Genomic DNA, 21,147 nt, shown 5'->3' with positions numbered 1-21,147 from the left:
TGACGTACCCTCAAGGACACCATGACCGACGATATCCTGTTTTCCGTTCGCAACGGCGTTGCCACCATCCAACTCAACCGCCCGAAAGCCCTGAATGCCCTGACGCATGACATGTGCGTGCCGCTGGAACGCCATCTGCGCGACTGGGCGAAGGATCCTGCCGTGAAGGCCGTGATCATCAAGGGCAGCGGCGAGAAGGCTTTCTGCGCCGGCGGCGATATCCGCAAGCTGGCCGACCGCGAGCCGGGCGGCGCCGAATACCGTCGCAGCTTCTGGCATGACGAATACCGCTGCAACACACTGATCGGCGAATTCCCCAAGCCCTTTATTGCCCTGGTCGATGGCATCTTCATGGGTGGCGGCGTGGGTCTGTCGGTGCATGGCAGCCATCGCATCATCAGCGAATATGCGCATTTCGCCATGCCGGAGACCGGTATCGGCCTGTTCCCGGATGTCGGCGGCACATATTTCCTGCCGCGCTGCCCGGGCGAGTTGGGTACCTATCTGGGCCTGACCGGCACGCGGCTGAAAGGCGCCGACATCATCGCGGCTGGCGTCGCCACGCATTTCGTGCCACGTGAGAAAATGGCAGCCCTTGAAGAAGCGCTGGTTGCCGCCGCACCGGCCGACAAGGCTGCTGTCGATGCGGTCGTGGCACGCTTTGCCGCCGATCCCGGCCCTTCGGCGCTGGCGCAGGCGAAGCCCCAGATCGACCGGCTCTTCTCCGGTGCCACGGTGGCCGAAATCATGACGGCGCTGGAAGCCGATGGCAGCGACTTCGCGCAAGAACAGGCTCGCACCATCCGTGCCAAATCGCCCACCTCGGTGAAGCTCACCTTCGCCCAGCTGCGGCGCGGCCGCAGCCTGTCGCTGCGCGACTGCATGCGGCTGGAGTGGCGCATGTGCAATCACGTGGCGGAAGGCCATGACTTCTATGAAGGCGTGCGCGCCGTGATCATCGACAAGGATCACCATCCGAAGTGGCAGCCGGCGACGCTGGAAGCGGTTTCGGATGCCGAGATCGAGAAATATTTCGAACCAGTGCCGCAGGGCGAACTGCAGTTCGACTGACAACCACAAGAACACAAACCACAAGAACACAGGCGGAGGAACATCATGGCGAATATCGGTTTCATCGGCGTCGGCAACATGGGTGGCCCGATGGCGCGCAACCTGCTGAAAGCCGGGCATAAGGTGAAAGCCTTCGACCTGATGCCCGAGCTGGTGCAGAAAGTGATCGAGGCGGGTGGCACCAAGGCCGCCTCGGCGCAGGAAGCCGCGCAAGATGTGGATGCCGTGATCAGCATGCTGCCGGCGGGCAAACATGTGCTCAGCGTCTATACCGGCGACAAGGGCATCCTGGCGGCGGCGCGTCCCGGCACGCTGTTCATCGACAGTTCGACCATCGACGTGAAATCCGCCCGCGAAGCCATTGCCGCAGCCGAAGCCAAGGGCATGCTGATGCTGGATGCGCCGGTATCGGGTGGCGTGGCCGGCGCAGAGAATGCTGCGCTGACCTTCATGGTCGGCGGAACCGATGCGGCCTTCGCCAGGGCTAAGCCGATCCTTGAGGCCATGGGCAAAAAGATCGTGCATGCTGGCGGGGCAGGGAATGGCCAGGTCGCCAAGATCTGCAACAACATGGTGCTGGGCATCAGCATGATCGCCGTGTCGGAAGCTTTTGTGATGGCTGAAAAGCTCGGGCTTTCGGCGCAGGCGATGTTCGATATTGTCTCCAGCTCGTCAGGTTCCTGCTGGGCCTTGGTCAATCACTGCCCGGTGCCCGGTCCGGTGCCGACCTCGGCGGCCAATCGCGATTACAAGCCGGGCTTCGCGGCCGAACTGATGCTGAAGGACCTTAAGCTGTCGCAGGAAGCGGCGCGCAGCGCCGGGGCACAGACCCCGCTGGGCGCCGAGGCCACCGCACTGTTTTCCGAATACGTTCAGGGCGGCAACGGACCGTCCGATTATTCGGGCATCATCCGCATGATCCGCAGCATGGCCTGACGAATATCCGTCAACTCCGGTCCGGCCTTGCCTTTGGCAGATTGCGCAGGTCATCCCGGCTCAGATCGGTCACGAAGGCGGCATCCTTGTCCCGCATTTCCAGGCGGAGATGCCGCCATTCGACTTCGACCCGCTCCTCGGTCAGGCCCAGCAGCCTGTCAATTCCGACAATGACTGACACGACCTTGCCGCTCCGATCGACGACAAGGTTTTCAATCTCGCCGATCCGGGCGCCCCGGGCATCATGCAAGGGCTGACCGAGGATGGCCGCCTGTGCCTGGCTGTGTTCCGGCATGTTCTCCCGGACAGAGAAATCGGGTGCCTTTGATTTCTCCCCTTCGGGGATGCCGGGAACTGCGTTGGGCCCCGGGACGGCGGCGCGCGGCTGGCGGGGCGCCGGTTCTTCCTGTTTGGGAGCTTGCGCCACGAGCCGGGGCTGGGCGATGGCAGCATGCTGTAATCCCAGAATAGCCAGGGTTGCGATTGAGGCTGCGATGAAGCGTTGTCTGGTCATGGAATACCTTCCATTCAGCGCGATACCGCGACAGGCGTGATGCCTGCCGGCATATTCGGCGAGGCGACTCTCGATTGGAGTTGTTGCCTGATTGTCGATGAATCGTCAGCGAGCCGGGCCGGGCGATGGATGTGATCGCCTAATACCAGGAATGGCAGGCTGGCGATGATAGCGGCCAGCAGGATGAGGCAGATATCGTGCATGGTTTGCTCCCTGCTCGTATGCTGGCGGAGGCAACCTCCGCTGCGCAGGAATAAACAGACCAGAAAGCGGGAAGTTCCGGGAATTATGCCGGGGGAATGACGGCTGTCGCCTCGATTTCGATCTTAGCGCGATCCTCCAGCAGGGCGGCCACCTGCACCAGGGTCATGGCCGGGTAGTGCTTGCCAATGATCTCGCGGTAGACCTTGCCCAGATCGGCATTGCGGGCGAGGTAATCCTTCTTGTCGACCACATACCAGGTCATGCGGACGATATGCTCGGGGCGGGCGCCCGCTTCGGCGAGCACGCGTACGATGTTGCGCAGGGCCTGACGGGTCTGCTCGACAAGGTCATCGCTTTCGAAGCGAGCCTCGGCCGTCCAGCCGATCTGCCCGGCCACGAAGACAAGCCGGCCCTCTGCGGCGATGCCATTGGCATAGCCTTTGGGTTTTGCCCATTCAGCCGGATTGAGAATCTTCATCCGTATCCCTCCGAATATTTTATATATAAAATATATTGCCGGGCCCGGCAAGCGGCATATCTCTGGAAGCGTAACTCTGCTGCCCGGGCTTTGATGCTTGAGCCGGCTGACAAAGAAATGGTAACAGACCTGACATGTCACACGCGACAGGGAGTGGTGACGGGGAAGCGATCGTGGAGTTTCGCCGCATCGGGGCGGCGTTGAAAGTGATCGCGGTAGATCCCATTACCGGCATGGAAGTATCCATGGTTGGTGATCCGCGCCTGTCGCAACAGGAGCTGGCCCGACTTGCGGTTCAGAAGCTGCGGTATATGCAGAAAAAGCAGCAGAACCCGGGTTGACCGGCCGTAACGGGGGACAATGGAGTACTTTCTTCAGCAGCTTATCAACGGCGTAACCCTGGGTGCGGTCTACGCATTGATCGCCATCGGCTACACGATGGTCTACGGCATCATCGGCATGATCAATTTCGCCCATGGCGAAATCTACATGATCGGTGCCTTCATCGCGGTGATCGGCTTCTCCGTGCTGGGCCTGCTCGGGATCACCTGGGTTCCGCTGGCCCTAATCATCGTGCTGGCCGCCGCCATGATGCTCACCGGCCTGTATGGCTGGACGGTTGAGCGCATCGCCTATCGGCCGCTGCGCGGCTCGTTCCGGCTGGCGCCGCTGATCTCGGCCATCGGCATGTCGATCTTCCTGCAGAATTACGTGCAGATCGCCCAGGGTGCCCGGATCAAGCCCCTGCAACCCATGATTCGCGGTGGCGTCGAATTGATGCACGGCGAGACATTCTCGGTCAGTCTTTCCTACATGCAGATGATCATCATCGCGCTCACCGTCCTGTTGATGGGCGGTTTCTCCTGGCTGATCGCGGCGACGCCACTTGGCCGCGCCCAGCGCGCCTGCGAACAGGATCGCACCATGGCCGGTCTGCTTGGCGTGAATGTGGATCGCACGATCTCGCTCACTTTCGTGCTCGGCGCCATTCTGGCCGCGGTGGCCGGCGTGATGGTCAGCCTGTATTACGGCGTGGTCGACTTCTACATTGGCTTCCTGGCCGGGCTGAAGGCCTTCACGGCTGCGGTGCTCGGCGGCATTGGCTCGCTGCCCGGCGCCATGCTGGGTGGCTTGCTGATCGGCCTGATCGAGGCTTTCTGGTCGGCCTATTTCAGCATCGAATACAAGGATGTCGCGGCTTTCTCGATTCTTGTCATCGTGCTGATCTTCCGCCCCACCGGCCTGCTTGGCCGTCCGGAAATCGAGAAGGTCTGACATGACGCCAGCGCAACGCCTCCGCGACGCGGTGCTCGCCGCCCTGGTCGCCGCCGCCCTCTCGTTTCCGCTGCTGGGTTTCGAAACCGTCGATACCGGCGGACCACTCGGCATCAATACGCGTTTTGCCTGGGTCGGTTATGCCGCCGGCATCGTGTTCGTTGGCCGTCTGGCCTTCATGGCCCTGCTGGACTGGCATCGCCAGCGCGGCAGCCGTGTGCAGCAGAATGGGGCCGCTGCGGTCGAACGCCGCGATTTCCTGACCTGGCTGGGCAGCAAGGCCGATGCATGGCTGATGCCGGCGCTGATAGCCTTTGCGGCGGTTCTGCCATTCCTGCCGTTCGCCGACCGCACCGTGGTCGATCTGGCCACTGTTGTCCTGATCTATGTGATGCTCGGTTGGGGCCTGAACATCGTGGTCGGCCTGGCCGGTCTGCTCGACCTGGGCTACGTGGCCTTCTATGCCGTGGGTGCCTATACCTACGCGATCCTGGCGATCCAGTTCGGTCTCAGCTTCTGGATATGCCTGCCGCTGGCTGGCATTTTCGCCGCCACTTTCGGCGTGATCCTCGGCTTTCCGGTGCTGCGCCTGCGCGGCGATTATCTGGCCATCGTCACGCTGGGCTTCGGCGAGATCATCCGCATCGTCCTGCTGAACTGGACCGAGGTGACGTCGGGCTCCAATGGCATCTCCGGCATTCCGCGCCCGTCCTTCTTCGGCTTTCCCTTTACCGCCGATCCACCGGACGGCGAGACCGCTTTCCATCAATTGCTCGGGCTGGAATTCTCGTCGCTGCACCGGATCGTGTTTCTGTATTACGTGATCTTGGTGCTGGCCCTGATCACGAACCTCTTCACCATGCGCATCCGCAAACTTCCCGTGGGTCGCGCCTGGGAGGCCCTGCGCGAGGATGAGATCGCCTGCAAGGCGCTCGGCATCAATCCGACCAACACCAAGCTGACCGCCTTTGCCATCGGCGCGATGTTCGGCGGTTTCGCTGGCAGCTTCTTTGCCACACGGCAGGGCTTCATCAGCCCCGAAAGCTTCTCGTTCATCGAGTCTGCCGTGATCCTGGCCATCGTGGTGCTGGGCGGCATGGGCAGTCAGGCCGGCATCGTGCTGGCTGCCGCCTTCCTGACCCTGCTGCCTGAACTGGCCCGCGAGTTCTCGCTTTACCGCATGCTGGCTTTCGGTGCCGCCATGGTGCTGATCATGATCTGGCGGCCGCAGGGGCTGCTGTCCTATCGGGAACCGACGATCAGGCTTTCAAAACTGAAAGCCTCGGCAGGTGGAGGCGCGCCATGACAACGCCCCTCCTGCAGGTCGAGCATCTGACCATGCGCTTTGGCGGCCTGGTTGCCGTCAACGATGTCTCCTTCGATGCCATGCCGGGCCAGATCACCGCGATTATCGGGCCGAACGGCGCCGGCAAGACCACGGTGTTCAACTGCATTGCCGGTTTCTACAAGCCGACGGTCGGCCGGCTCACTCTGCGCCGCAATGGCGAGCCCTACCTGCTGGAACGCATGCAGGGCCACGACATCGCGGCCAAGGCCCGGGTGGCGCGCACCTTCCAGAACATCCGGCTGTTCCCGAAGATGACGGTGCTGGAGAACCTGATCGTTGCCCAGCACAACAAGCTGATGCGTGCTTCGGGCTACACGTTCCTGGGCCTGTTCGGTCTGGGCGGCTATGGCAAGGCCGAAGCCGATGCCATCGACCGGGCACGTTACTGGCTGGAGCGTACAAATCTGACCGATCTGGCCGACGAACCGGCCGGCGCGCTGCCCTATGGCGGACAGCGCCGACTGGAGATCGCACGCGCCATGTGCACCGAGCCGGCTTTGCTGTGTCTGGACGAACCGGCCGCCGGCCTCAATCCGCGTGAATCCGCCGAACTCAATACCCTGCTGCAGTTCATCCGCAGGGATCACGATTGCGGCGTGCTGCTGATCGAGCATGACATGAGCGTGGTGATGCAGATTTCCGATCATATCGTGGTGCTGGATTACGGCCGCAAGATCGCCGATGGCACGCCTGAGCAGATCCGCAACGACCCTGCCGTGATCCGGGCCTATCTCGGCGAGCCGGAAGGCGACGAGAAGGGGGCGGCCTGATGCTCAGCATCTCGGGAGTGCATACCTTCTACGGCGCGGTTCATGCACTGAAGGGCGTCGATATCGAAGTCGGGCAGGGCGAGATCGTAGCCCTGATCGGCGCCAACGGTGCCGGCAAGTCCACCCTGTTGATGACCATCTGCGGCAATCCGAAGCCGCGCCATGGCAGCATCCGCCTCGAAGACCAGAATATCGTCGGCATTCCGACGCATATGCTGGTGCGTCGCGGACTGGCCCATGCACCGGAAGGCCGGCGCATCTTTCCGCGCATGACCGTGCTGGAAAACCTGCGCATGGGCGCCGTGGCCGCCGATCCCGCGCATTTCGACGACGACCTGGAAAGGGTCTTTACGCTGTTCCCGCGTTTGAAAGAGCGGCGCGAGCAACGTGGCGGCACATTGTCGGGCGGTGAACAGCAGATGCTGGCCATCGGGCGTGCGCTGATGAGCCGGCCGCGCCTGCTGCTGCTGGACGAGCCTTCGCTCGGTCTGGCGCCACTGGTGGTGAAGCAGATTTTCTCGATCATTGAGGAGATCAACAAACGCGATGGCGTGACGGTGCTGCTGGTCGAGCAGAATGCCTATCACGCGCTCAAGCTGGCCCATCGCGGTTATGTGCTGGTCAACGGCAAGATCACTATGAGCGGCCGCGGCGCCGATCTGCTGGCAGACGAGCAGATTCGCGCGGCCTATCTGGAAGGCGGTCACGGATGAACGAGATTCTGGGCGAGAGCATTCCCGTATTCATCGGCCTGACCGTGATCCTGGTCGGCGGCTGCGGTTTTATGATGGGACAGGCCATCGCCAATACCTGGCGACCCTACTGGCAGGTGGTGCCCTATAGCCTGCTGCTGGCGGCCACCAGCCGCTTCCTGGCCTTCGCCCTGTTCGAGGAACAGCTTCTGGCGGTAGTGCCATACCTCACAGCTGCGGTTGTCGTGCTGGGCCTGGCCACTTTGGGATTCCGGCTGACCCAGGCCGACCTGATGGTTCACCAGTATCCGTGGCTATATGAGCGGTCCGGCTTGCTGGGGTGGAAGGACAGACAGGCGTCACCTTAGGTTGTTGCCCGAAGGCCCCGGACTGATTAGAGTTTCGCATCAGTATTTTAAACAGGGAGAGGATATCATGCGTAGACTTATGACTGGTTTGGCGGTTGTCGCTGCGGTTGGCCTGTTCGCCGGCGCTGCTTCGGCCCAGGTGAAGATCGCGCTGAATGGCCCGATCACCGGCCAGCTCGCCAGCTTCGGCGAGCAGATGAAGCGCGGTGCCGAGATGGCCGTTGCCGACCTGAACGCCAAGGGCGGCGTGAACGGCCAGAAGATCACGCTCGTGATCGGCGATGACCAGTGCGATCCGAAGCAGGCGGTGGCGGTGGCCAATCGCGCGGCCCAGGAAAAGGTCGCGGCCGTGATCGGCCATTTCTGCTCGGGTTCGTCGATCCCGGCCTCGGATGTCTACAAGGAAGAAAACATCCTGCAGATCACGCCGGCCTCGACCAATCCGAAATACACGGATCGCGGCTACAAGAACACCTTCCGCGTCTGTGGCCGCGATGACCAGCAGGGCATCGTCGCCGGCGACTACATCATGGACAAGTACAAGGGCAAGAAGGTCGCCATCCTGCATGACAAGACCGCCTACGGTCAGGGTCTGGCGGACGAGACCAAGAAGCGCCTGAACTCGAAGGGCGTGAAGGAAGCCATGTACGAGGCGATCACCCCTGGCGAGAAGGATTACTCGGCGCTGGTGTCGAAGATGAAGCAGGCCGGCATCGACCTGATCTATCTGGGTGGCTATCACCCCGAAGGTGGCCTGATCGTGCGCCAGGCCAAGGAGCAGGGCCTGAACGCCGTGCTGATGGGCGGCGACGCCCTGGTCGACAAGCAGTTCTGGGCGATCTCGGGCCCGGCCGGTGAAGGCACCCTGATGACCTTCGACGCCGATCCGCGCAAGAACCCGGTTGCCAAGCCGATCGTCGACAAGTTCAAGGCCGGCGGCTACGACCCCGAGGGCTACACCCTCTATACCTATGCCGCGATCCAGGTCTGGGCCGAGGCTGCAACCAAGGCGAAGTCGTTCAAGACGGGCGATGTCGAGAAGGTGATGCGCAGCAACAAGTTCAGCACCGTGCTGAACGAAATCTCCTTCGACGCCAAGGGCGACACCACGTCGCCGGCCTACAAGGTCTATGTCTGGAAGAACGGTTCCTACGACTACGTGAACTGATCCCATCCGATCAGGAGAAAGCCCGGCCCGTGCCGGGCTTTTTTCCGCCCAGAGCGTGCCTGTTATGTTCTTTTGGCCGAAAGGGCAGGTAAACACCCGGTTGTCATTTCCCTTGTTGCTGGGGTTGGCACCTGCCACCGGATATTGTAGGGTCCGGCGTCTTTTCCCGAGGTGCTCCGCCGATGTCCAAGCCCACGGTCGCTCTTGCCGCCGATCATGCCGGTTTTGAATTGAAAAACCTGCTGCGGGATGAGCTTAAGGCCCAGGGCTATCCGGTCCTCGACCTCGGCACCAATTCTTCCGACAGCGTCGATTACCCCGATTTCGGACGCAAACTGGCCCAGGCCGTGGCCGACGGTCAGGCCCAGATGGGCGTCGTGGTCTGCGGGACCGGGATTGGCATCTCAATTGCCGCCAATCGCGTGCCGGGCTGCCGGGCCGCTTTGTGCCATGACAGCACCAGCGCACGTCTGTGCCGCGAGCATAACGATGCCAATGTGCTGGCGCTCGGTGCCCGCCTGATCGGCGTGGAGACGGCGCGCGACTGCCTGAAAGCTTTCCTCGAAACCCCGTTCGCCGGCGGACGCCATACCCGCCGCGTGGAGAAACTCGGCCAGCCTGCCTGATCACAACCAGAATACCCCAGAGCCGGAGTACCCAGATGTCCAGCACCGCCGCCAAGCCCACCGTCACTCATGCAGGCTTTTTCGAGCGTTCGCTCGCCCAGGCCGACCCCGAGATTTTCGCCTCGATCACTGCCGAATTGGACCGGCAGCAGAACCAGATTGAACTGATCGCTTCGGAAAACATCGTCAGCCGCGCCGTGCTGGAGGCGCAGGGCTCGGTGATGACCAACAAATATGCCGAAGGCTATCCGGGCAAGCGCTATTACAACGGCTGCGAATTCGTCGACATCGCCGAAAGCCTGGCCATCGAGCGCGCCAAGAAAATCTTCGGCTGCGGCTTTGCCAATGTGCAGCCGCATTCCGGCGCGCAGGCCAACCAGGCCGTGTTCATGGCGGTGCTGAAGCCGGGCGATACCTTCATGGGCCTCGACCTGGCCGCCGGCGGTCACCTGACCCATGGCGCCGCCGCCAACCAGTCGGGCAAGTGGTTCAACGTCGTCAGCTATACGGTGCGGCAGGACGACCAGCGCATCGACATGGACCAGGTGGCCAAGCTGGCCGAACAGCACAAGCCGAAGCTGATCATCGCCGGCGGTTCGGCCTATCCGCGTTTCTGGGACTTCGCGCGCTTCCGTGAAATCGCCGACAGCATCGGTGCTGTGTTCATGGTCGACATGGCGCATTTCGCCGGCCTGGTGGCGGGCGGCGCGCATCCTAGCCCGTTCCCGCATGCCCATGTGGCGACGACCACGACGCACAAGACCCTGCGCGGTCCGCGCGGCGGCATGGTGCTGACCAATGACGAGGCCCTGGCCAAGAAGATCAATTCGGCGGTGTTCCCCGGCCTGCAGGGCGGCCCGCTGATGCATGTGATCGCGGCCAAGGCCGTGGCCTTCGGCGAGGCGCTGTCGCCGGAATTCCGCACCTATGCGCAGGCTGTTGTCGACAATGCGAAGGCCATGGCTGGTGCGTTGCAGGAGCGCGGCTACGATCTCGTTTCCGGCGGCACCGACAATCACCTGATGCTGGTGGATCTGCGCTCCAAGGGCCTGAAGGGCAATGTCTGCGTCGAGAGCCTGGAGCGTGCCCGCATCACCACCAACAAGAACGGCGTTCCGTTCGACACCGAGAAGCCGACCATCACGTCCGGCGTGCGCCTCGGCAGCCCGGCTGGCACCACGCGCGGCTTCGGCGTTGCCGAGTTCCGCCAGATCGGCGGCCTGATCGCCGATGTGCTGGATGGCCTAGTGAAGAAGAGCAACGATAATTCCGATGTCGAGCGGGCGGTAGCCGAGAAAGTGATGGCTCTGTGCGCCCGCTTTCCGATCTATCCGAAAGCCTGACGGCACCATTCAAGGCGGGGGAAGCTGAACAATGCGTTGTCCGTTCTGCGGCAATGACGACACCCAGGTGAAGGATTCACGGCCGACCGAGGATAACTCGGCGATCCGCCGTCGGCGCTTTTGCCCCAATTGCGGCGCGCGTTTCACGACGTTCGAGCGCATCCAGCTGCGCGAGCTGACCGTGATCAAGAAGAACGGCCTGAAAGTGCCGTTTGATCGCGACAAGCTGGCCCGTTCGATCATGATCGCCACGCGCAAGCGTCCGATCGATCCGGATCGCATCGAACGCCTGATCAACGGCATCGTGCGCCGTCTGGAAAGTTCGGGCGAGAGCGAGATCAAGTCGGATGCCATCGGCGAATTGGTGATGGATGGCCTGGCCGCCCTCGACAAGGTGGCTTACGTCCGCTTCGCCTCTGTCTATCGCAATTTCCGCGAGGCCAAGGATTTCGAGGAATTCATCGGCTCGCTCAGCGGAGCTGGCAGCGACGATGACTGACAAGGCCGTGGCCGCCCGGGACGAGCGCTACATGCGCATCGCGCTCGGGCTGGCCGCGCGCGGGCTGGGCAATACCTGGCCCAATCCAGCTGTCGGCTGCGTGATCGTGCGCGACGGCCGCATTGTCGGTCGCGGCTGGACCAAAGTCGGCGGCCGTCCCCATGCGGAAACCGAGGCCTTGCAGCAGGCGGGCGAAGCCGCACGCGGCGCCACGGCCTACGTGACGCTGGAACCCTGCAGCCATCATGGCCGCACGCCGCCCTGCGCGGAAGCACTGATCGAGGCCGGTATCGGCCGTTGCGTCGTGGCGCTGGAAGACCCGGACGCCCGTGTGGCCGGCAAGGGTCTGGCCATGTTGCGCGAGGCCGGCATTGTCGTGAGCGAGGGTTGCCTGGCCAATGCGGGCGCCGACCTGAATGCTGGTTTCCTGCTTGGCCGCGAACGAAGCCGTCCGCTGGTTAGCCTGAAACTGGCGGTCAGCCTCGACGGCCGCATCGGTGCCCATACGGGCGACAGCAAATGGATCACCAATCCGCAATCGCGGCGCCGCACCCATCTGCTGCGCGCCCAGCATGACGCGATCATGGTGGGCAGCAACACCGCCCTGCAGGATGATCCGGAACTGACCTGCCGTTTGCCTGGCCTGCCCACGCGGCCGCCGGTGCGCATCGTGCTGGACGGCCGGTTGCGCCTGAGCCTGACCGCCAAGGTGGTGGCCACCGCCCGGGAGACGCCCACCTGGCTGATCACGCGGAACGATGTCGATTCCACGCGACGCGATGCCTTCCGCGATTGTGGTGTCGAGGTGATCGAAGTGGAGCCGGATGCTGCCGGTTTCCCCGACCTGGTCCAGGCTTTTGCCGCCTTGTCGGAGCGGGGGCTGACCCGGGTCCTGGTGGAGGGCGGGGGCAAGCTGGCCGCCAGCCTGATCCGGACCGACCTGGTCGACCGGATGATCTGGTTCCGCTCTCCCAGCGTGATCGGCGGCGATGGCCTGCCGGCCATAGCCGGTTTCGGCATCGATACCGTAGCGGAAGCCCCCCGCTGGCGGCGGGTCAGGGCCGATATTCTGGGCGACGACCTGCTGGAAACCTTCGTCCGTCCCCTCTAAAACAAACCCATGTTCACCGGCATCGTCACCGACATCGGCACCGTCACCGCACGCGAGGCGCGCGGCGATACCCGTTTCCGCATCCGTACGACCTACGATACGGCCAGCATCGCCATCGGCGCATCCATCGCCTGTTCCGGCGTCTGTCTCACTGTGGTGCAGAAAGGCGAGGATTGGTTCACGGTCGATGTCTCGGCCGAAACCCTGTCACGCACAGGCCTGGGGAACTGGCGCGAAGGCAGCCGCATCAACCTGGAGCGCAGCCTGCGGGTCGGCGATGAGCTGGGCGGCCATATCGTTTCGGGCCATGTCGACGGTGTCGGCGACGTGACGATGGCCAAACCTGAGGGCGATTCCCTGCGGATCGAAATCAGGGCACCCGATGCCCTTGCGGCTTTCATCGCCGAGAAGGGCTCGATCACGGTGGATGGCGTTTCGCTAACGGTGAACAGCGTTGACGGCGCGAGCTTCGGCGTCAACCTCATACCGCACACTCAGCAGGTGACGACGCTCGGTAATCTCAAGACTGGCGACAGGGTCAATCTGGAAATCGATACGCTGGCGCGCTACGTCGCCCGCCTGCAGCAATGGAACAAGCCGGCGTGAACAGCATGGACGATATCAAGCGGTATATCGCTTCGACGGAAGAGATCATCGAAGAGGCGAGGCGAGGGCGCATGGTGATCCTGGTCGACGAGGAAGACCGCGAGAACGAAGGCGATCTCTACATTCCCGCGGAAATGGCCGATGCCGCGGCGATCAATTTCATGGCGAAATACGGCCGCGGCCTGATCTGCCTGACCCTGACCCGCCAGCGCATCGAGCAGCTTGGCCTGCCCTTGATGGCGCAGAACAATGCCTCGCGCCATCAGACGGCCTTCACCGTCTCGATCGAGGCCCGTGAAGGCGTCACCACCGGCATATCCGCTGCCGACCGGGCGCAGACCGTCGCCGTCGCTATCGACCCGGCCAAGGGCCCGCAGGACATCGCCGTGCCGGGCCATATCTTCCCGCTGATGGCTCGCGATGGCGGTACGCTGGTGCGCGCCGGCCATACCGAGGCGGGGGTCGATATCGCCCGCCTGGCCGGCCTGAACCCGTCCGGCGTGATCTGCGAGATCATGAATGACGACGGCACCATGGCCCGGCTGCCCGACCTGATTTCGTTCGCCCAGTTGCACAACCTGAAGATCGGCACCATTGCCGACCTGATCGCCTATCGCCGCAGGAACGACAACCTGATCCAGCGCATGGTGGAAGGCGAGATCGACAGCGTCTGGGGCGGGAAATTCAGGATGCTGGTCTACCGCAACCGGGTTGAGTATGCCGAGCATATTGCCCTGGTTAAGGGTGACGTGGCCGATGGCCGGCCGGTCATGGTGCGGATGCACGCCATGAATGTGCTGGAAGACGTGCTCGGCGACCATGGCGCCCGGTCCGGGGTCCTGCACGGGGCCATGCAGATGATCGGGGAGGAGGGACGGGGCATCGTGGTCCTGATCCGCGAACCCCGGGCCACCGCCCTGTCCGACAAGGTGCGCCAGAAAATCGGCGAACCAGTTGAAAAGTCTGCCCAACTCCGGGATTATGGCATCGGGGCGCAGATCCTGATCGATCTGGGGGTTAAGGACATGATCGTCTTGTCCAACGTGGAACGCACAATCGTCGGCCTGGAAGGCTATGGCCTGACTGTGGTCGAAACCCGGCCCATCAAGGTTCGCAGGGAGGTCTGAGAGCATGGTGGCGCGCAAGAGCAAGCCGGCCGCGAAGAAGAAGCCGGCCAAGATGCAGAAGTTTTCGACCAGCAAAAGCCAGGTCAAAGGAAATCTCGCCATCGATATCCGCAAGCCGCGGGTACTGATCGTGGAGGCCCGGTTCTACGAGGATATCGCCGATGCGCTCTTCGAAGGTGCCAAGGCGGTGATCGAGGCTTCGGATTTCGACTATGACCGCATCGACGTGCCCGGCGCGCTTGAGCTGCCGGCAGCGATCCGCTTCGCGATGAACCGCAAGGGCGACAAGGCCTATGACGGCTTCGTGGCGCTGGGCTGCGTTATCCGCGGCGAGACGGCCCATTTCGATGTGGTGGTGAACGAAAGCGCCCGTGGCCTGCAGCAACTCGCTATCGACCATCAGCTATGCATCGGCAACGGTATTATCACCGTTGAGAACGAGGAGCAGGCCTGGGATCGCGCCCGCAAGGATCGTCAGGACAAGGGCGGTCAGGCGGCGCTGGCATGCGTCGCCATGATCGGGCTGAAGCAGCTCTTCTCGATATGAGTGAAGGAGGGCAGCGCCGCGGATTTCGCAACGATCGACCAGCAGGCCGCCGGTCGGTCGCCCGTCTGTTCGCGGTGCAGGCCCTGTACGAGATCGAATTCGGCGGCGGTGTTGCCGAGGCCGTGATCGCCGACTTTCGCGCCAACCGCCAGAACGAAGAGATCGAAGGCGTGCAGATGCGCGAGGCGGATGCCGACTGGTTCTCCGAAATCGTGCGTGGCGTGTCCAAGCGCCAGGACGAAATCGACCGGATCATCAAGGAAGCCATGCCGCGTTCTGATGCGCTCGACCGCATGGAAGCGATCCTGCGCTATGCGCTGCGTTGCGCGACTTATGAAACCATCGCCCGTATCGATGTTCCAGCGGCCACTGTGATCGACGAATATCTTGGTATCGTGCGCGCTTTTTTTGGCCCGCGCGAAATCAAGCTGGCCAATGGCGTGATAGATGCCGTGGCGCGCAAACTGCGCCCCGGCGAATTCGCAGCCTGATCTCCCCATGGCCGGGCAACGCCTCGGCGAATTCGAAATGATCGCGCGTTATTTCGCGCCTCTGGCGGCCGATGCCCCGGGGGCTTTCGGTTTGCGTGACGATGCCGCCGCAATCGCTCTGCCGCCTGGCGAGGACCTGGTCGTCACCACGGATGCCATGGTGGAGGGGGTTCACTTCCTGCTCAAGGATGGCGCCGCACGGATCGCGCGCAAGCTGCTGAGGGTCAACCTGTCCGATCTTGCCGCCAAAGGTGCCCGGCCAATCGGATACCAGCTTGCCATCGCCCTGCCGGAATCCCTGGCCAGCGACGAATGGCTGGGCGCCTTCTGCGCCGGACTGGCACAGGATCAGAAAGCTTTTGGCATTGCCCTGTATGGCGGCGACACGGTGCGCAGCCCGGACCGCCTGATGCTGAATGTCACGGCATTCGGCGCCGTTCCGGCCGGCACGATGCTGCGACGCGACCAGGCCCAGACCGGCGACGATCTGTATGTGACGGGTAGCATCGGCGATGCCGCCCTTGGCCTCGAAACGAAACTCAACCATCGCCTGTTCTCGTCGGCTGCGATGATGTTCTTCGATTCCCGGCTTCACCTGCCGACCCCGCGCCTTGCTTTCGGTCAGGAGCTGCGGGGCCTGGCGCATGCCGCGATGGATGTCTCGGATGGTCTTGTGCAGGATGCTGGCCATATTGCGTCGGCCTCTGGATTGCGCGCGGTGATACATGCAGATGCGGTGCCGTTGTCGCTGGCGACGCGTCAGGCCGTCGCGGAGGACAAAAGCCTGCTGCCGATCGTGCTGACCGGCGGCGACGATTACGAACTGCTGTTCACGGCACCGCCCCAGGCCGAGCAGGACATCGCGGCTTTGTCGCGTCGTGTCGGTCTGGCCGTGCATCGTATCGGCAGCCTTGAGGCCGGCAGCGGAGTTTCGGTGAGCGGTGCCGGCGGGCAGCCGCTGGATCTGGCGCGGGGCGGCTTCCAACATTTTGGCGGCACGCTAGAATAGCAGTGAAAGGCGGGATGCGCAGGCATGCGTAAAATCGGATTGATCATCTTGGCTCTGGTGGTGCTGCTCACCCTCGCCGGTGGCGGCGTGGCTGTGTATCTGCTGGTGATCGCGCCGAAGAACCAGACCGAGGAAGAGGCCATCGATCCGAATGATCCGCCGCCACCGCCGGTTCCCAAGCGGCCGGCCTTCATCCCGCTTGAACCGTTCAGCGTTTATGTGAAGCCGGAGGGTCAGCCCTCCCGGGAAATAATCGTCATCCTGCACCTGGAAGTACCGCCCGATAACGTGCCGCAGGTGAATGAAAAGATGCATCTGCTGCGCGATGCCTATATCCGCGAACTGCTGAAAGGCGACCCCATCGAGGTACCGGCCCGCTTCACGGCCAAGGATCTGTATGTGGTTCGCGACCGTCTGCGCGGTCCGACCGAGCAGGTGATGGGAAAAGGGCTGGTGACGCAGGTCCTGCTTCTGAATATTATTGGCCAGCTAAAGTAAGTAGAATCGCGCCCAACAGAACTGCCTAACAGAACTGGCCGTCTCCCATGACCGTACTCTCGCCGGCCGCTGCGAAGCGGAACGTCCTCATTCTTGCCGTCTGCATGGCCCTGGCGAATTCCGCGGTTACCCTGCAGGTGACGCTCGGTGGTCTGGTGGGCCACATCCTGGTCGAGGACAAGGCCTTTGCCACCCTGCCGGTCACCTTCGTCGTGGCAGGAACGGCGCTGGCCACCATTCCGGCCTCCATGCTGATGCGCAGGATCGGCCGGCGGCTTGGTTTCATGCTGGGCTGCCTGGTCGGCAGCAGCGGTTCGCTGATTGCCGCTCTCGGCGTCTACCTTGGGCATTTCTGGCTGTTCTGCCTAGGCGCCTTCATCTTCGGCGGCTCCAGTGCCTTCGTTCAGCTCTATCGTTTTGCCGCGGCTGATATCGCGCCGCAGAATTTCAAGAGCAAGGCGATTTCCTGGGTCATGGTTGGCGGACTCGTCTCGGCCATCCTGGGACCCGAGATCGCCAAATACACCCGCGAACTGCTGACTCCGCACCTGTTCCTGGCCTCCTATATGGCCGCCGCCGCATTGCCGCTAGTCGTTCTTGTCATCCTGACGGCAGTCACCATTCCGGCTCCGACACTGCAGGAACTGAAGGAGCAGGGGCGACCGCTGCTGGAAATCGTGCGGCAGCCGACCTTCATGGTTGCCGCGATGGCCGGCATGTTCGGCTATGGCGTGATGAACCTGCTGATGACCGCGACCCCGCTGGCCATGCAACTCTGCGAACATCCCTTTGCCGCTGCCGCCACGGTGATCCAGTGGCATGTGGTCGGCATGTTCTTTCCCAGCTTTTTCACCGGCAACCTGATCGGCCGGTTCGGTGCGCTGCGCATCATTATGGTCGGGACGGCACTCAATCTTGCCTGCATCGGCGTGGCCCTGAGCGGCGTCGGTGTGTGGCATTTCCAGATCGCGCTGCTTCTGCTCGGTGTCGGCTGGAACTTCATGTATATCGGTGGCACCTCGCTGCTGACCGAGGTCTACCGGCCAGCCGAACGCAACAAGACGCAGGCCCTGAACGACTTCCTGGTCTTCGGCACGGTTGCCCTGGCTTCGCTGGGATCGGGCAAGATGCTCTATCACTGGGGCTGGGATTTCGTGCCGCTGTCGGCCCTGCCGTTCATCCTGATGGCCGGTCTGGCCGTGCTGTGGCTGCTGCTGCAGCGCAAGCAACCAGCGCTGGCTGAATAAGCATTGGAAAAATAAGCCATATTGCGCCGGTCCGGCTTCTCTGGCATAACGACTCCGTGTTCCACCCCGCGTCGAGTCTGGGGGCAATAACTAGGTAGCAGTCGCGTAACCCGAGGCGGGCAGCGCTGCCCGGTCGGGCGTGTCTCGATTACATAATCCAAGGAACGAAGGGAAACGCTCATGACGGAGTTGTGGTTCGCCATCGCCTGTGGCGTATTGGCGTTGTTGTACGGCATTTGGACCTCGCGGTCCGTTCTGGCCGAGTCCGCCGGTAACCAGCGGATGCAGGAAATCGCCGCGGCCATTCAGGAAGGCGCTTCCGCCTATCTGAACCGCCAGTATCGTACCATTGGCATCGTCGGCATCGTGGTGGCGATCATCATCGGCCTTACGCTGGGCCTGAAGGTGGCCATCGGCTTCATCATCGGTGCCGTACTGTCCGGCGCTGCCGGCTATATCGGCATGAACGTTTCCGTCCGCGCCAACGTGCGCACCGCGGAAGGCGCGCGCAAAGGCATGGAACACGCCCTGGGCATCGCCTTCAAGTCGGGCGCCGTGACCGGCATGCTGGTGGTCGGCCTCGCCCTGCTGGGCGTAGCTGTCTACTACCTTATCCTCAAGAGCATGAACGCTCCGGCGCGTGAGATGATCGACGCTCTCGTGGCGCTCGGCTTCGGCTCCTCGCTGATTTCCATCTTTGCCCGTCTGGGCGGCGGCATCTTCACCAAAGGCGCCGATGTGGGCGCCGACCTTGTCGGCAAGGTCGAGGCCGGCATCCCCGAGGATGATCCGCGCAACCCGGCCGTGATCGCCGACAACGTGGGCGACAATGTCGGCGACTGTGCCGGCATGGCCGCCGATCTGTTCGAGACCTACGCGGTGACCATCGTGGCCACCATGGTGCTGGCCTCGATCTACTTCGCCGCCGATCCGGCAGTGGTGGCCAAGTTCATGGCCTATCCGCTGGTGATCTCGGGCGCCTGCATCATCACCTCGGTGATCGGCACTTACTTTGTCCGCCTGGGCAGCAGCCAGAACATCATGGGCGCGCTGTACAAGGGCCTGATCGTGACCGGCGTGCTGTCGGCCATCGTGCTCTGGCCCGTCACCTCCTGGGTGCTGGGCGGCATGGACGCGCAGTTCACCGCCGGCGCCAAGACCTTCACCGCGCAGAGCCTGTTCTGGTGCGGCATTGTCGGTCTGGTAGTGACGGCGCTGATCGTCTGGGCAACCGAGTACTACACCGGCACCGATTATCGCCCGGTGAAGAGCGTGGCGCAGGCCTCGACCACTGGTCATGGCACCAACGTGATCCAGGGTCTGGCGGTGTCGATGGAGGCGACGGCGCTGCCGGCGCTGTTCATCGTGGCCGGCATCATCGTCACCTACATGCTGGCCGGTCTGCTGGGCATCGCCATCGCGGTGACCACCATGCTGGCGCTGGCCGGCATCATCGTGGCGCTCGATGCCTATGGCCCGGTCACCGACAATGCCGGCGGCATCGCCGAAATGTCGGACCTGCCCAAGGACGTGCGCAAGACCACCGATGCGCTCGATGCCGTGGGCAACACCACCAAGGCCGTCACCAAGGGCTATGCCATCGGTTCGGCCGGATTCGGCTCGCTGGTGCTGTTCGCCGCCTATACGGAAGACCTGAAGTACTTCTTCAAGGGCGTGACCATCGATTTCTCCCTGAGCAACCCGTATGTCGTGGTTGGCCTTCTGATCGGCGGTCTGCTGCCGTATCTGTTCGGCGCCATGGGCATGACGGCGGTCGGCCGCGCGGCCGGTTCGGTCGTCGTGGAAGTGCGGCGGCAGTTCAAGGAAATCCCCGGCATCATGGAAGGCACGGCGAAGCCCGATTATTCCAAGGCTGTCGACCTGCTGACCAAGGCGGCGATCAAGGAAATGATCATTCCCAGCCTGCTGCCGGTGCTCAGCCCGATAGTGCTGTACTTCGTGATCACCTGGATTGCCGGTCAGGCGGCGGCCTTTGCCGCTGTCGGCGCCATGCTGCTGGGTGTGATTGTCACCGGCCTGTTCGTCGCCATCTCGATGACGGCGGGCGGCGGTGCCTGGGACAACGCCAAGAAGTACATCGAGGAAGGCCACCACGGCGGCAAGGGCTCGGATGCCCACAAGGCCGCAGTGACCGGCGACACGGTCGGCGACCCGTACAAGGACACGGCCGGCCCGGCGGTGAACCCGCTGATCAAGATCACCAACATCGTCGCGCTGTTGCTGTTGGCGGTGCTGGCGCACGGCTGATCGCGGATATCCGCATCCAGACGGAAAGGGCCGGGGCAACCCGGCCCTTTTTCATGGTCGAATCAAACTGGCAGTGTTGCCGCACCGATTGCCAGCAGGACGGCGATCTCGGTGGCCTGCTGGATGGCGCCAAGAACGTCGCCGGTATGGCCGCCGATCTGGCGGTAGGCGAGCACAGCCAACAGACCCGTCATGATGGCCACGCTGGCAACGGCAAGCAGGAAAGCCGTGCCGGGTAGCAGCAGGAAGGCCGTGGCAATGCCAAGTCCGAGCGCCAGCAAGGCCGATATCCGGGGCACGCTGCCGCTGCTGGCCGCCAGGCCATCCATGCGCGCGGCTGGCAGCAGATACCAGGCCACGGCCATGGCCGCGCGGGACAATGCGCCGGCGGCAACCAGAGATACGATGATCGCGCCCGTATGGCTGATGGTTTCGTCCAACTCGTCGCTGATCGACAGCAGGTTGCTGGCCAGTTCCTGCAAGGCCGAAAAACGCAGGCTCAACACCAGCAGCAGGGCGACAACGCCATAAGTGCCGATGCGGCTGTCGCGCATAATCTCCAGCTTGCGCTCGCGCGTCCGGCCGCCGCCAAAGCCATCCGCGGTATCTGCCAGCCCATCTTCATGCAGGGCACCGGTCAGCAGCACCTGCATGCCGATGGCAAGAAGGGCTGCCGTCGAAATGCCAAGGCCTAGCCGGTTGGCGGCGAAGAACACGGCACCGCCACCCAGACCGACCAGCACGCCAACCACCGGAAACAGCCACACGGCCCGCGCCACGTTGCCGTCGACAGCGCCTCCGCCCGGTATCGGCAGCCGGGTCAGCAGCATCAGCGCAAGCCGCAGGTCATCGAACCAGCGCTGACGGCGGCCCGGCTGTTGATGCGGATCAGGCGAATCGGAGGTGGAGTCAGTCATGGTGCGTTGCGGTTCCGGTTAGGCTGGCTTATAG

At 63.1% G+C, this 21,147-nt stretch carries 25 protein-coding genes; 21 read left to right on the top strand and 4 right to left on the bottom strand.

All coding sequences use genetic code 11. The features are described 5' to 3' along the window. Positions 1-21 precede the first annotated feature (21 nt). A complete protein-coding gene (locus ACK4FJ_RS15645) occupies positions 22-1,071 on the top strand; it encodes an enoyl-CoA hydratase/isomerase family protein (protein ID WP_409767652.1) in 1,050 nt (349 codons plus the stop codon). A 45-nt stretch (positions 1,072-1,116) separates the two neighbouring features. Beyond that, positions 1,117-2,007: a 3-hydroxyisobutyrate dehydrogenase gene (mmsB, locus tag ACK4FJ_RS15640; protein WP_409767651.1), complete on the top strand. Its 891-nt coding sequence runs from the start codon at positions 1,117-1,119 to the stop codon at positions 2,005-2,007. A 10-nt stretch (positions 2,008-2,017) separates the two neighbouring features. Here the strand turns inward: mmsB and ACK4FJ_RS15635 are convergent, their stop codons facing one another. The 3 genes from ACK4FJ_RS15635 to ACK4FJ_RS15625 all read right to left on the bottom strand — a co-directional run bounded on the left by ACK4FJ_RS15635 (position 2,018) and on the right by ACK4FJ_RS15625 (position 3,203). Continuing rightward, complete coding sequence (locus tag ACK4FJ_RS15635) at positions 2,018-2,521, bottom strand: PRC-barrel domain-containing protein (protein ID WP_409767650.1); 504 nt, start codon at positions 2,519-2,521, stop codon at positions 2,018-2,020. A 14-nt stretch (positions 2,522-2,535) separates the two neighbouring features. Next, entirely contained in the window at positions 2,536-2,724 is a 189-nt protein-coding gene (locus ACK4FJ_RS15630; protein ID WP_409767648.1) for a hypothetical protein, read from the bottom strand. 83 nt (positions 2,725-2,807) lie between these two features. Next, complete coding sequence (locus tag ACK4FJ_RS15625) at positions 2,808-3,203, bottom strand: RidA family protein (RefSeq protein ID WP_409767647.1); 396 nt, start codon at positions 3,201-3,203, stop codon at positions 2,808-2,810. 134 nt (positions 3,204-3,337) lie between these two features. Here ACK4FJ_RS15625 and ACK4FJ_RS15620 point away from each other — a divergent pair, with 134 nt between their 5' ends. The 19 genes from ACK4FJ_RS15620 (at position 3,338) to ACK4FJ_RS15530 (ending at position 20,196) form a co-directional block, all read left to right on the top strand. Continuing rightward, positions 3,338-3,544 carry a DUF6898 family protein gene (locus tag ACK4FJ_RS15620; RefSeq protein ID WP_409767646.1) on the top strand — a complete coding sequence of 69 codons (207 nt, stop codon included), beginning with the start codon at positions 3,338-3,340 and terminating at the stop codon, positions 3,542-3,544. Positions 3,545-3,563: 19 nt separating this feature from the next. Next, positions 3,564-4,478 carry an ABC transporter permease subunit gene (locus ACK4FJ_RS15615; protein ID WP_409767645.1) on the top strand — a complete coding sequence of 305 codons (915 nt, stop codon included), beginning with the start codon at positions 3,564-3,566 and terminating at the stop codon, positions 4,476-4,478. A 1-nt stretch (position 4,479) separates the two neighbouring features. After that, positions 4,480-5,784: a high-affinity branched-chain amino acid ABC transporter permease LivM gene (gene livM, locus ACK4FJ_RS15610; protein ID WP_409767644.1), complete on the top strand. Its 1,305-nt coding sequence runs from the start codon at positions 4,480-4,482 to the stop codon at positions 5,782-5,784. Further along, entirely contained in the window at positions 5,781-6,596 is an 816-nt protein-coding gene (locus tag ACK4FJ_RS15605) for an ABC transporter ATP-binding protein (protein ID WP_409767643.1), read from the top strand. Before livM ends, ACK4FJ_RS15605 begins: the two co-directional genes overlap by 4 nt. After that, positions 6,596-7,309 (top strand): ABC transporter ATP-binding protein, encoded by a 714-nt coding sequence (locus ACK4FJ_RS15600; RefSeq protein ID WP_409767642.1) that lies wholly within the window; start codon positions 6,596-6,598, stop codon positions 7,307-7,309. Before ACK4FJ_RS15605 ends, ACK4FJ_RS15600 begins: the two co-directional genes overlap by 1 nt. After that, a complete protein-coding gene (locus ACK4FJ_RS15595) occupies positions 7,306-7,656 on the top strand; it encodes a DUF6867 family protein (RefSeq protein WP_409767641.1) in 351 nt (116 codons plus the stop codon). The genes ACK4FJ_RS15600 and ACK4FJ_RS15595 overlap by 4 nt, the downstream gene beginning before the upstream one ends. A 67-nt stretch (positions 7,657-7,723) precedes the next feature. After that, entirely contained in the window at positions 7,724-8,824 is a 1,101-nt protein-coding gene (locus ACK4FJ_RS15590; RefSeq protein WP_409767640.1) for a branched-chain amino acid ABC transporter substrate-binding protein, read from the top strand. 182 nt (positions 8,825-9,006) lie between these two features. Next, complete coding sequence (rpiB, locus tag ACK4FJ_RS15585) at positions 9,007-9,450, top strand: ribose 5-phosphate isomerase B (protein WP_409767639.1); 444 nt, start codon at positions 9,007-9,009, stop codon at positions 9,448-9,450. Between the two features lie 35 nt (positions 9,451-9,485). Then, on the top strand, positions 9,486-10,793 hold the full coding sequence (gene glyA / locus ACK4FJ_RS15580) for a serine hydroxymethyltransferase (protein WP_409767638.1): 1,308 nt from the start codon (positions 9,486-9,488) through the stop codon (positions 10,791-10,793). A 31-nt stretch (positions 10,794-10,824) separates the two neighbouring features. Continuing rightward, positions 10,825-11,292 carry a transcriptional regulator NrdR gene (nrdR, locus tag ACK4FJ_RS15575; RefSeq protein WP_300304018.1) on the top strand — a complete coding sequence of 156 codons (468 nt, stop codon included), beginning with the start codon at positions 10,825-10,827 and terminating at the stop codon, positions 11,290-11,292. Further along, positions 11,285-12,403 (top strand): bifunctional diaminohydroxyphosphoribosylaminopyrimidine deaminase/5-amino-6-(5-phosphoribosylamino)uracil reductase RibD, encoded by a 1,119-nt coding sequence (gene ribD / locus ACK4FJ_RS15570; RefSeq protein WP_409767637.1) that lies wholly within the window; start codon positions 11,285-11,287, stop codon positions 12,401-12,403. Before nrdR ends, ribD begins: the two co-directional genes overlap by 8 nt. 9 nt (positions 12,404-12,412) lie before the next feature. After that, entirely contained in the window at positions 12,413-13,009 is a 597-nt protein-coding gene (locus tag ACK4FJ_RS15565; RefSeq protein ID WP_409767636.1) for a riboflavin synthase, read from the top strand. After that, on the top strand, positions 12,991-14,136 hold the full coding sequence (ribB, locus tag ACK4FJ_RS15560; protein ID WP_409767635.1) for a 3,4-dihydroxy-2-butanone-4-phosphate synthase: 1,146 nt from the start codon (positions 12,991-12,993) through the stop codon (positions 14,134-14,136). The genes ACK4FJ_RS15565 and ribB overlap by 19 nt, the downstream gene beginning before the upstream one ends. A 4-nt stretch (positions 14,137-14,140) precedes the next feature. Continuing rightward, positions 14,141-14,683 (top strand): 6,7-dimethyl-8-ribityllumazine synthase, encoded by a 543-nt coding sequence (locus ACK4FJ_RS15555; RefSeq protein WP_409767634.1) that lies wholly within the window; start codon positions 14,141-14,143, stop codon positions 14,681-14,683. Further along, positions 14,641-15,174 carry a transcription antitermination factor NusB gene (gene nusB / locus ACK4FJ_RS15550; RefSeq protein WP_409767633.1) on the top strand — a complete coding sequence of 178 codons (534 nt, stop codon included), beginning with the start codon at positions 14,641-14,643 and terminating at the stop codon, positions 15,172-15,174. The genes ACK4FJ_RS15555 and nusB overlap by 43 nt, the downstream gene beginning before the upstream one ends. A 7-nt stretch (positions 15,175-15,181) precedes the next feature. Beyond that, the gene (thiL, locus tag ACK4FJ_RS15545) at positions 15,182-16,183 is read left to right on the top strand and encodes a thiamine-phosphate kinase (RefSeq protein ID WP_409767632.1); all 1,002 of its coding nucleotides are present in this window, start codon (positions 15,182-15,184) and stop codon (positions 16,181-16,183) included. A gap of 24 nt (positions 16,184-16,207) precedes the next feature. Next, positions 16,208-16,681 carry a hypothetical protein gene (locus ACK4FJ_RS15540; protein ID WP_409767631.1) on the top strand — a complete coding sequence of 158 codons (474 nt, stop codon included), beginning with the start codon at positions 16,208-16,210 and terminating at the stop codon, positions 16,679-16,681. 47 nt (positions 16,682-16,728) lie between these two features. Beyond that, positions 16,729-17,928 carry an MFS transporter gene (locus ACK4FJ_RS15535; RefSeq protein ID WP_409767630.1) on the top strand — a complete coding sequence of 400 codons (1,200 nt, stop codon included), beginning with the start codon at positions 16,729-16,731 and terminating at the stop codon, positions 17,926-17,928. Positions 17,929-18,108: 180 nt separating this feature from the next. Further along, a complete protein-coding gene (locus tag ACK4FJ_RS15530; protein ID WP_409767629.1) occupies positions 18,109-20,196 on the top strand; it encodes a sodium-translocating pyrophosphatase in 2,088 nt (695 codons plus the stop codon). 62 nt (positions 20,197-20,258) lie between these two features. Here the strand turns inward: ACK4FJ_RS15530 and cobS are convergent, their stop codons facing one another. After that, positions 20,259-21,113 carry an adenosylcobinamide-GDP ribazoletransferase gene (gene cobS, locus ACK4FJ_RS15525; RefSeq protein ID WP_409767628.1) on the bottom strand — a complete coding sequence of 285 codons (855 nt, stop codon included), beginning with the start codon at positions 21,111-21,113 and terminating at the stop codon, positions 20,259-20,261. Between the last annotated feature and the right edge of the window lie 34 nt (positions 21,114-21,147).

This window comes from Ferrovibrio sp. (assembly GCF_046297595.1).
GTDB lineage: Bacteria > Pseudomonadota > Alphaproteobacteria > Ferrovibrionales > Ferrovibrionaceae > Ferrovibrio.
This window is presented reverse-complemented; position numbering and strand designations above follow the sequence as displayed.

What these genes read in the sequence shown, in the direction of transcription:
- ACK4FJ_RS15645 (WP_409767652.1), top strand. Translation starts at nt 22, where the DNA reads ATGACCGACGATATCCTGTTTTCCGTTCGCAACGGCGTTGCCACCATC.
- mmsB (WP_409767651.1), top strand. Translation starts at nt 1,117, where the DNA reads ATGGCGAATATCGGTTTCATCGGCGTCGGCAACATGGGTGGCCCGATG.
- ACK4FJ_RS15635 (WP_409767650.1), bottom strand. Translation starts at nt 2,521, where the DNA reads ATGACCAGACAACGCTTCATCGCAGCCTCAATCGCAACCCTGGCTATT.
- ACK4FJ_RS15630 (WP_409767648.1), bottom strand. Translation starts at nt 2,724, where the DNA reads ATGCACGATATCTGCCTCATCCTGCTGGCCGCTATCATCGCCAGCCTG.
- ACK4FJ_RS15625 (WP_409767647.1), bottom strand. Translation starts at nt 3,203, where the DNA reads ATGAAGATTCTCAATCCGGCTGAATGGGCAAAACCCAAAGGCTATGCC.
- ACK4FJ_RS15620 (WP_409767646.1), top strand. Translation starts at nt 3,338, where the DNA reads ATGTCACACGCGACAGGGAGTGGTGACGGGGAAGCGATCGTGGAGTTT.
- ACK4FJ_RS15615 (WP_409767645.1), top strand. Translation starts at nt 3,564, where the DNA reads ATGGAGTACTTTCTTCAGCAGCTTATCAACGGCGTAACCCTGGGTGCG.
- livM (WP_409767644.1), top strand. Translation starts at nt 4,480, where the DNA reads ATGACGCCAGCGCAACGCCTCCGCGACGCGGTGCTCGCCGCCCTGGTC.
- ACK4FJ_RS15605 (WP_409767643.1), top strand. Translation starts at nt 5,781, where the DNA reads ATGACAACGCCCCTCCTGCAGGTCGAGCATCTGACCATGCGCTTTGGC.
- ACK4FJ_RS15600 (WP_409767642.1), top strand. Translation starts at nt 6,596, where the DNA reads ATGCTCAGCATCTCGGGAGTGCATACCTTCTACGGCGCGGTTCATGCA.
- ACK4FJ_RS15595 (WP_409767641.1), top strand. Translation starts at nt 7,306, where the DNA reads ATGAACGAGATTCTGGGCGAGAGCATTCCCGTATTCATCGGCCTGACC.
- ACK4FJ_RS15590 (WP_409767640.1), top strand. Translation starts at nt 7,724, where the DNA reads ATGCGTAGACTTATGACTGGTTTGGCGGTTGTCGCTGCGGTTGGCCTG.
- rpiB (WP_409767639.1), top strand. Translation starts at nt 9,007, where the DNA reads ATGTCCAAGCCCACGGTCGCTCTTGCCGCCGATCATGCCGGTTTTGAA.
- glyA (WP_409767638.1), top strand. Translation starts at nt 9,486, where the DNA reads ATGTCCAGCACCGCCGCCAAGCCCACCGTCACTCATGCAGGCTTTTTC.
- nrdR (WP_300304018.1), top strand. Translation starts at nt 10,825, where the DNA reads ATGCGTTGTCCGTTCTGCGGCAATGACGACACCCAGGTGAAGGATTCA.
- ribD (WP_409767637.1), top strand. Translation starts at nt 11,285, where the DNA reads ATGACTGACAAGGCCGTGGCCGCCCGGGACGAGCGCTACATGCGCATC.
- ACK4FJ_RS15565 (WP_409767636.1), top strand. Translation starts at nt 12,413, where the DNA reads ATGTTCACCGGCATCGTCACCGACATCGGCACCGTCACCGCACGCGAG.
- ribB (WP_409767635.1), top strand. Translation starts at nt 12,991, where the DNA reads ATGGAACAAGCCGGCGTGAACAGCATGGACGATATCAAGCGGTATATC.
- ACK4FJ_RS15555 (WP_409767634.1), top strand. Translation starts at nt 14,141, where the DNA reads ATGGTGGCGCGCAAGAGCAAGCCGGCCGCGAAGAAGAAGCCGGCCAAG.
- nusB (WP_409767633.1), top strand. Translation starts at nt 14,641, where the DNA reads ATGCGTCGCCATGATCGGGCTGAAGCAGCTCTTCTCGATATGAGTGAA.
- thiL (WP_409767632.1), top strand. Translation starts at nt 15,182, where the DNA reads ATGGCCGGGCAACGCCTCGGCGAATTCGAAATGATCGCGCGTTATTTC.
- ACK4FJ_RS15540 (WP_409767631.1), top strand. Translation starts at nt 16,208, where the DNA reads ATGCGTAAAATCGGATTGATCATCTTGGCTCTGGTGGTGCTGCTCACC.
- ACK4FJ_RS15535 (WP_409767630.1), top strand. Translation starts at nt 16,729, where the DNA reads ATGACCGTACTCTCGCCGGCCGCTGCGAAGCGGAACGTCCTCATTCTT.
- ACK4FJ_RS15530 (WP_409767629.1), top strand. Translation starts at nt 18,109, where the DNA reads ATGACGGAGTTGTGGTTCGCCATCGCCTGTGGCGTATTGGCGTTGTTG.
- cobS (WP_409767628.1), bottom strand. Translation starts at nt 21,113, where the DNA reads ATGACTGACTCCACCTCCGATTCGCCTGATCCGCATCAACAGCCGGGC.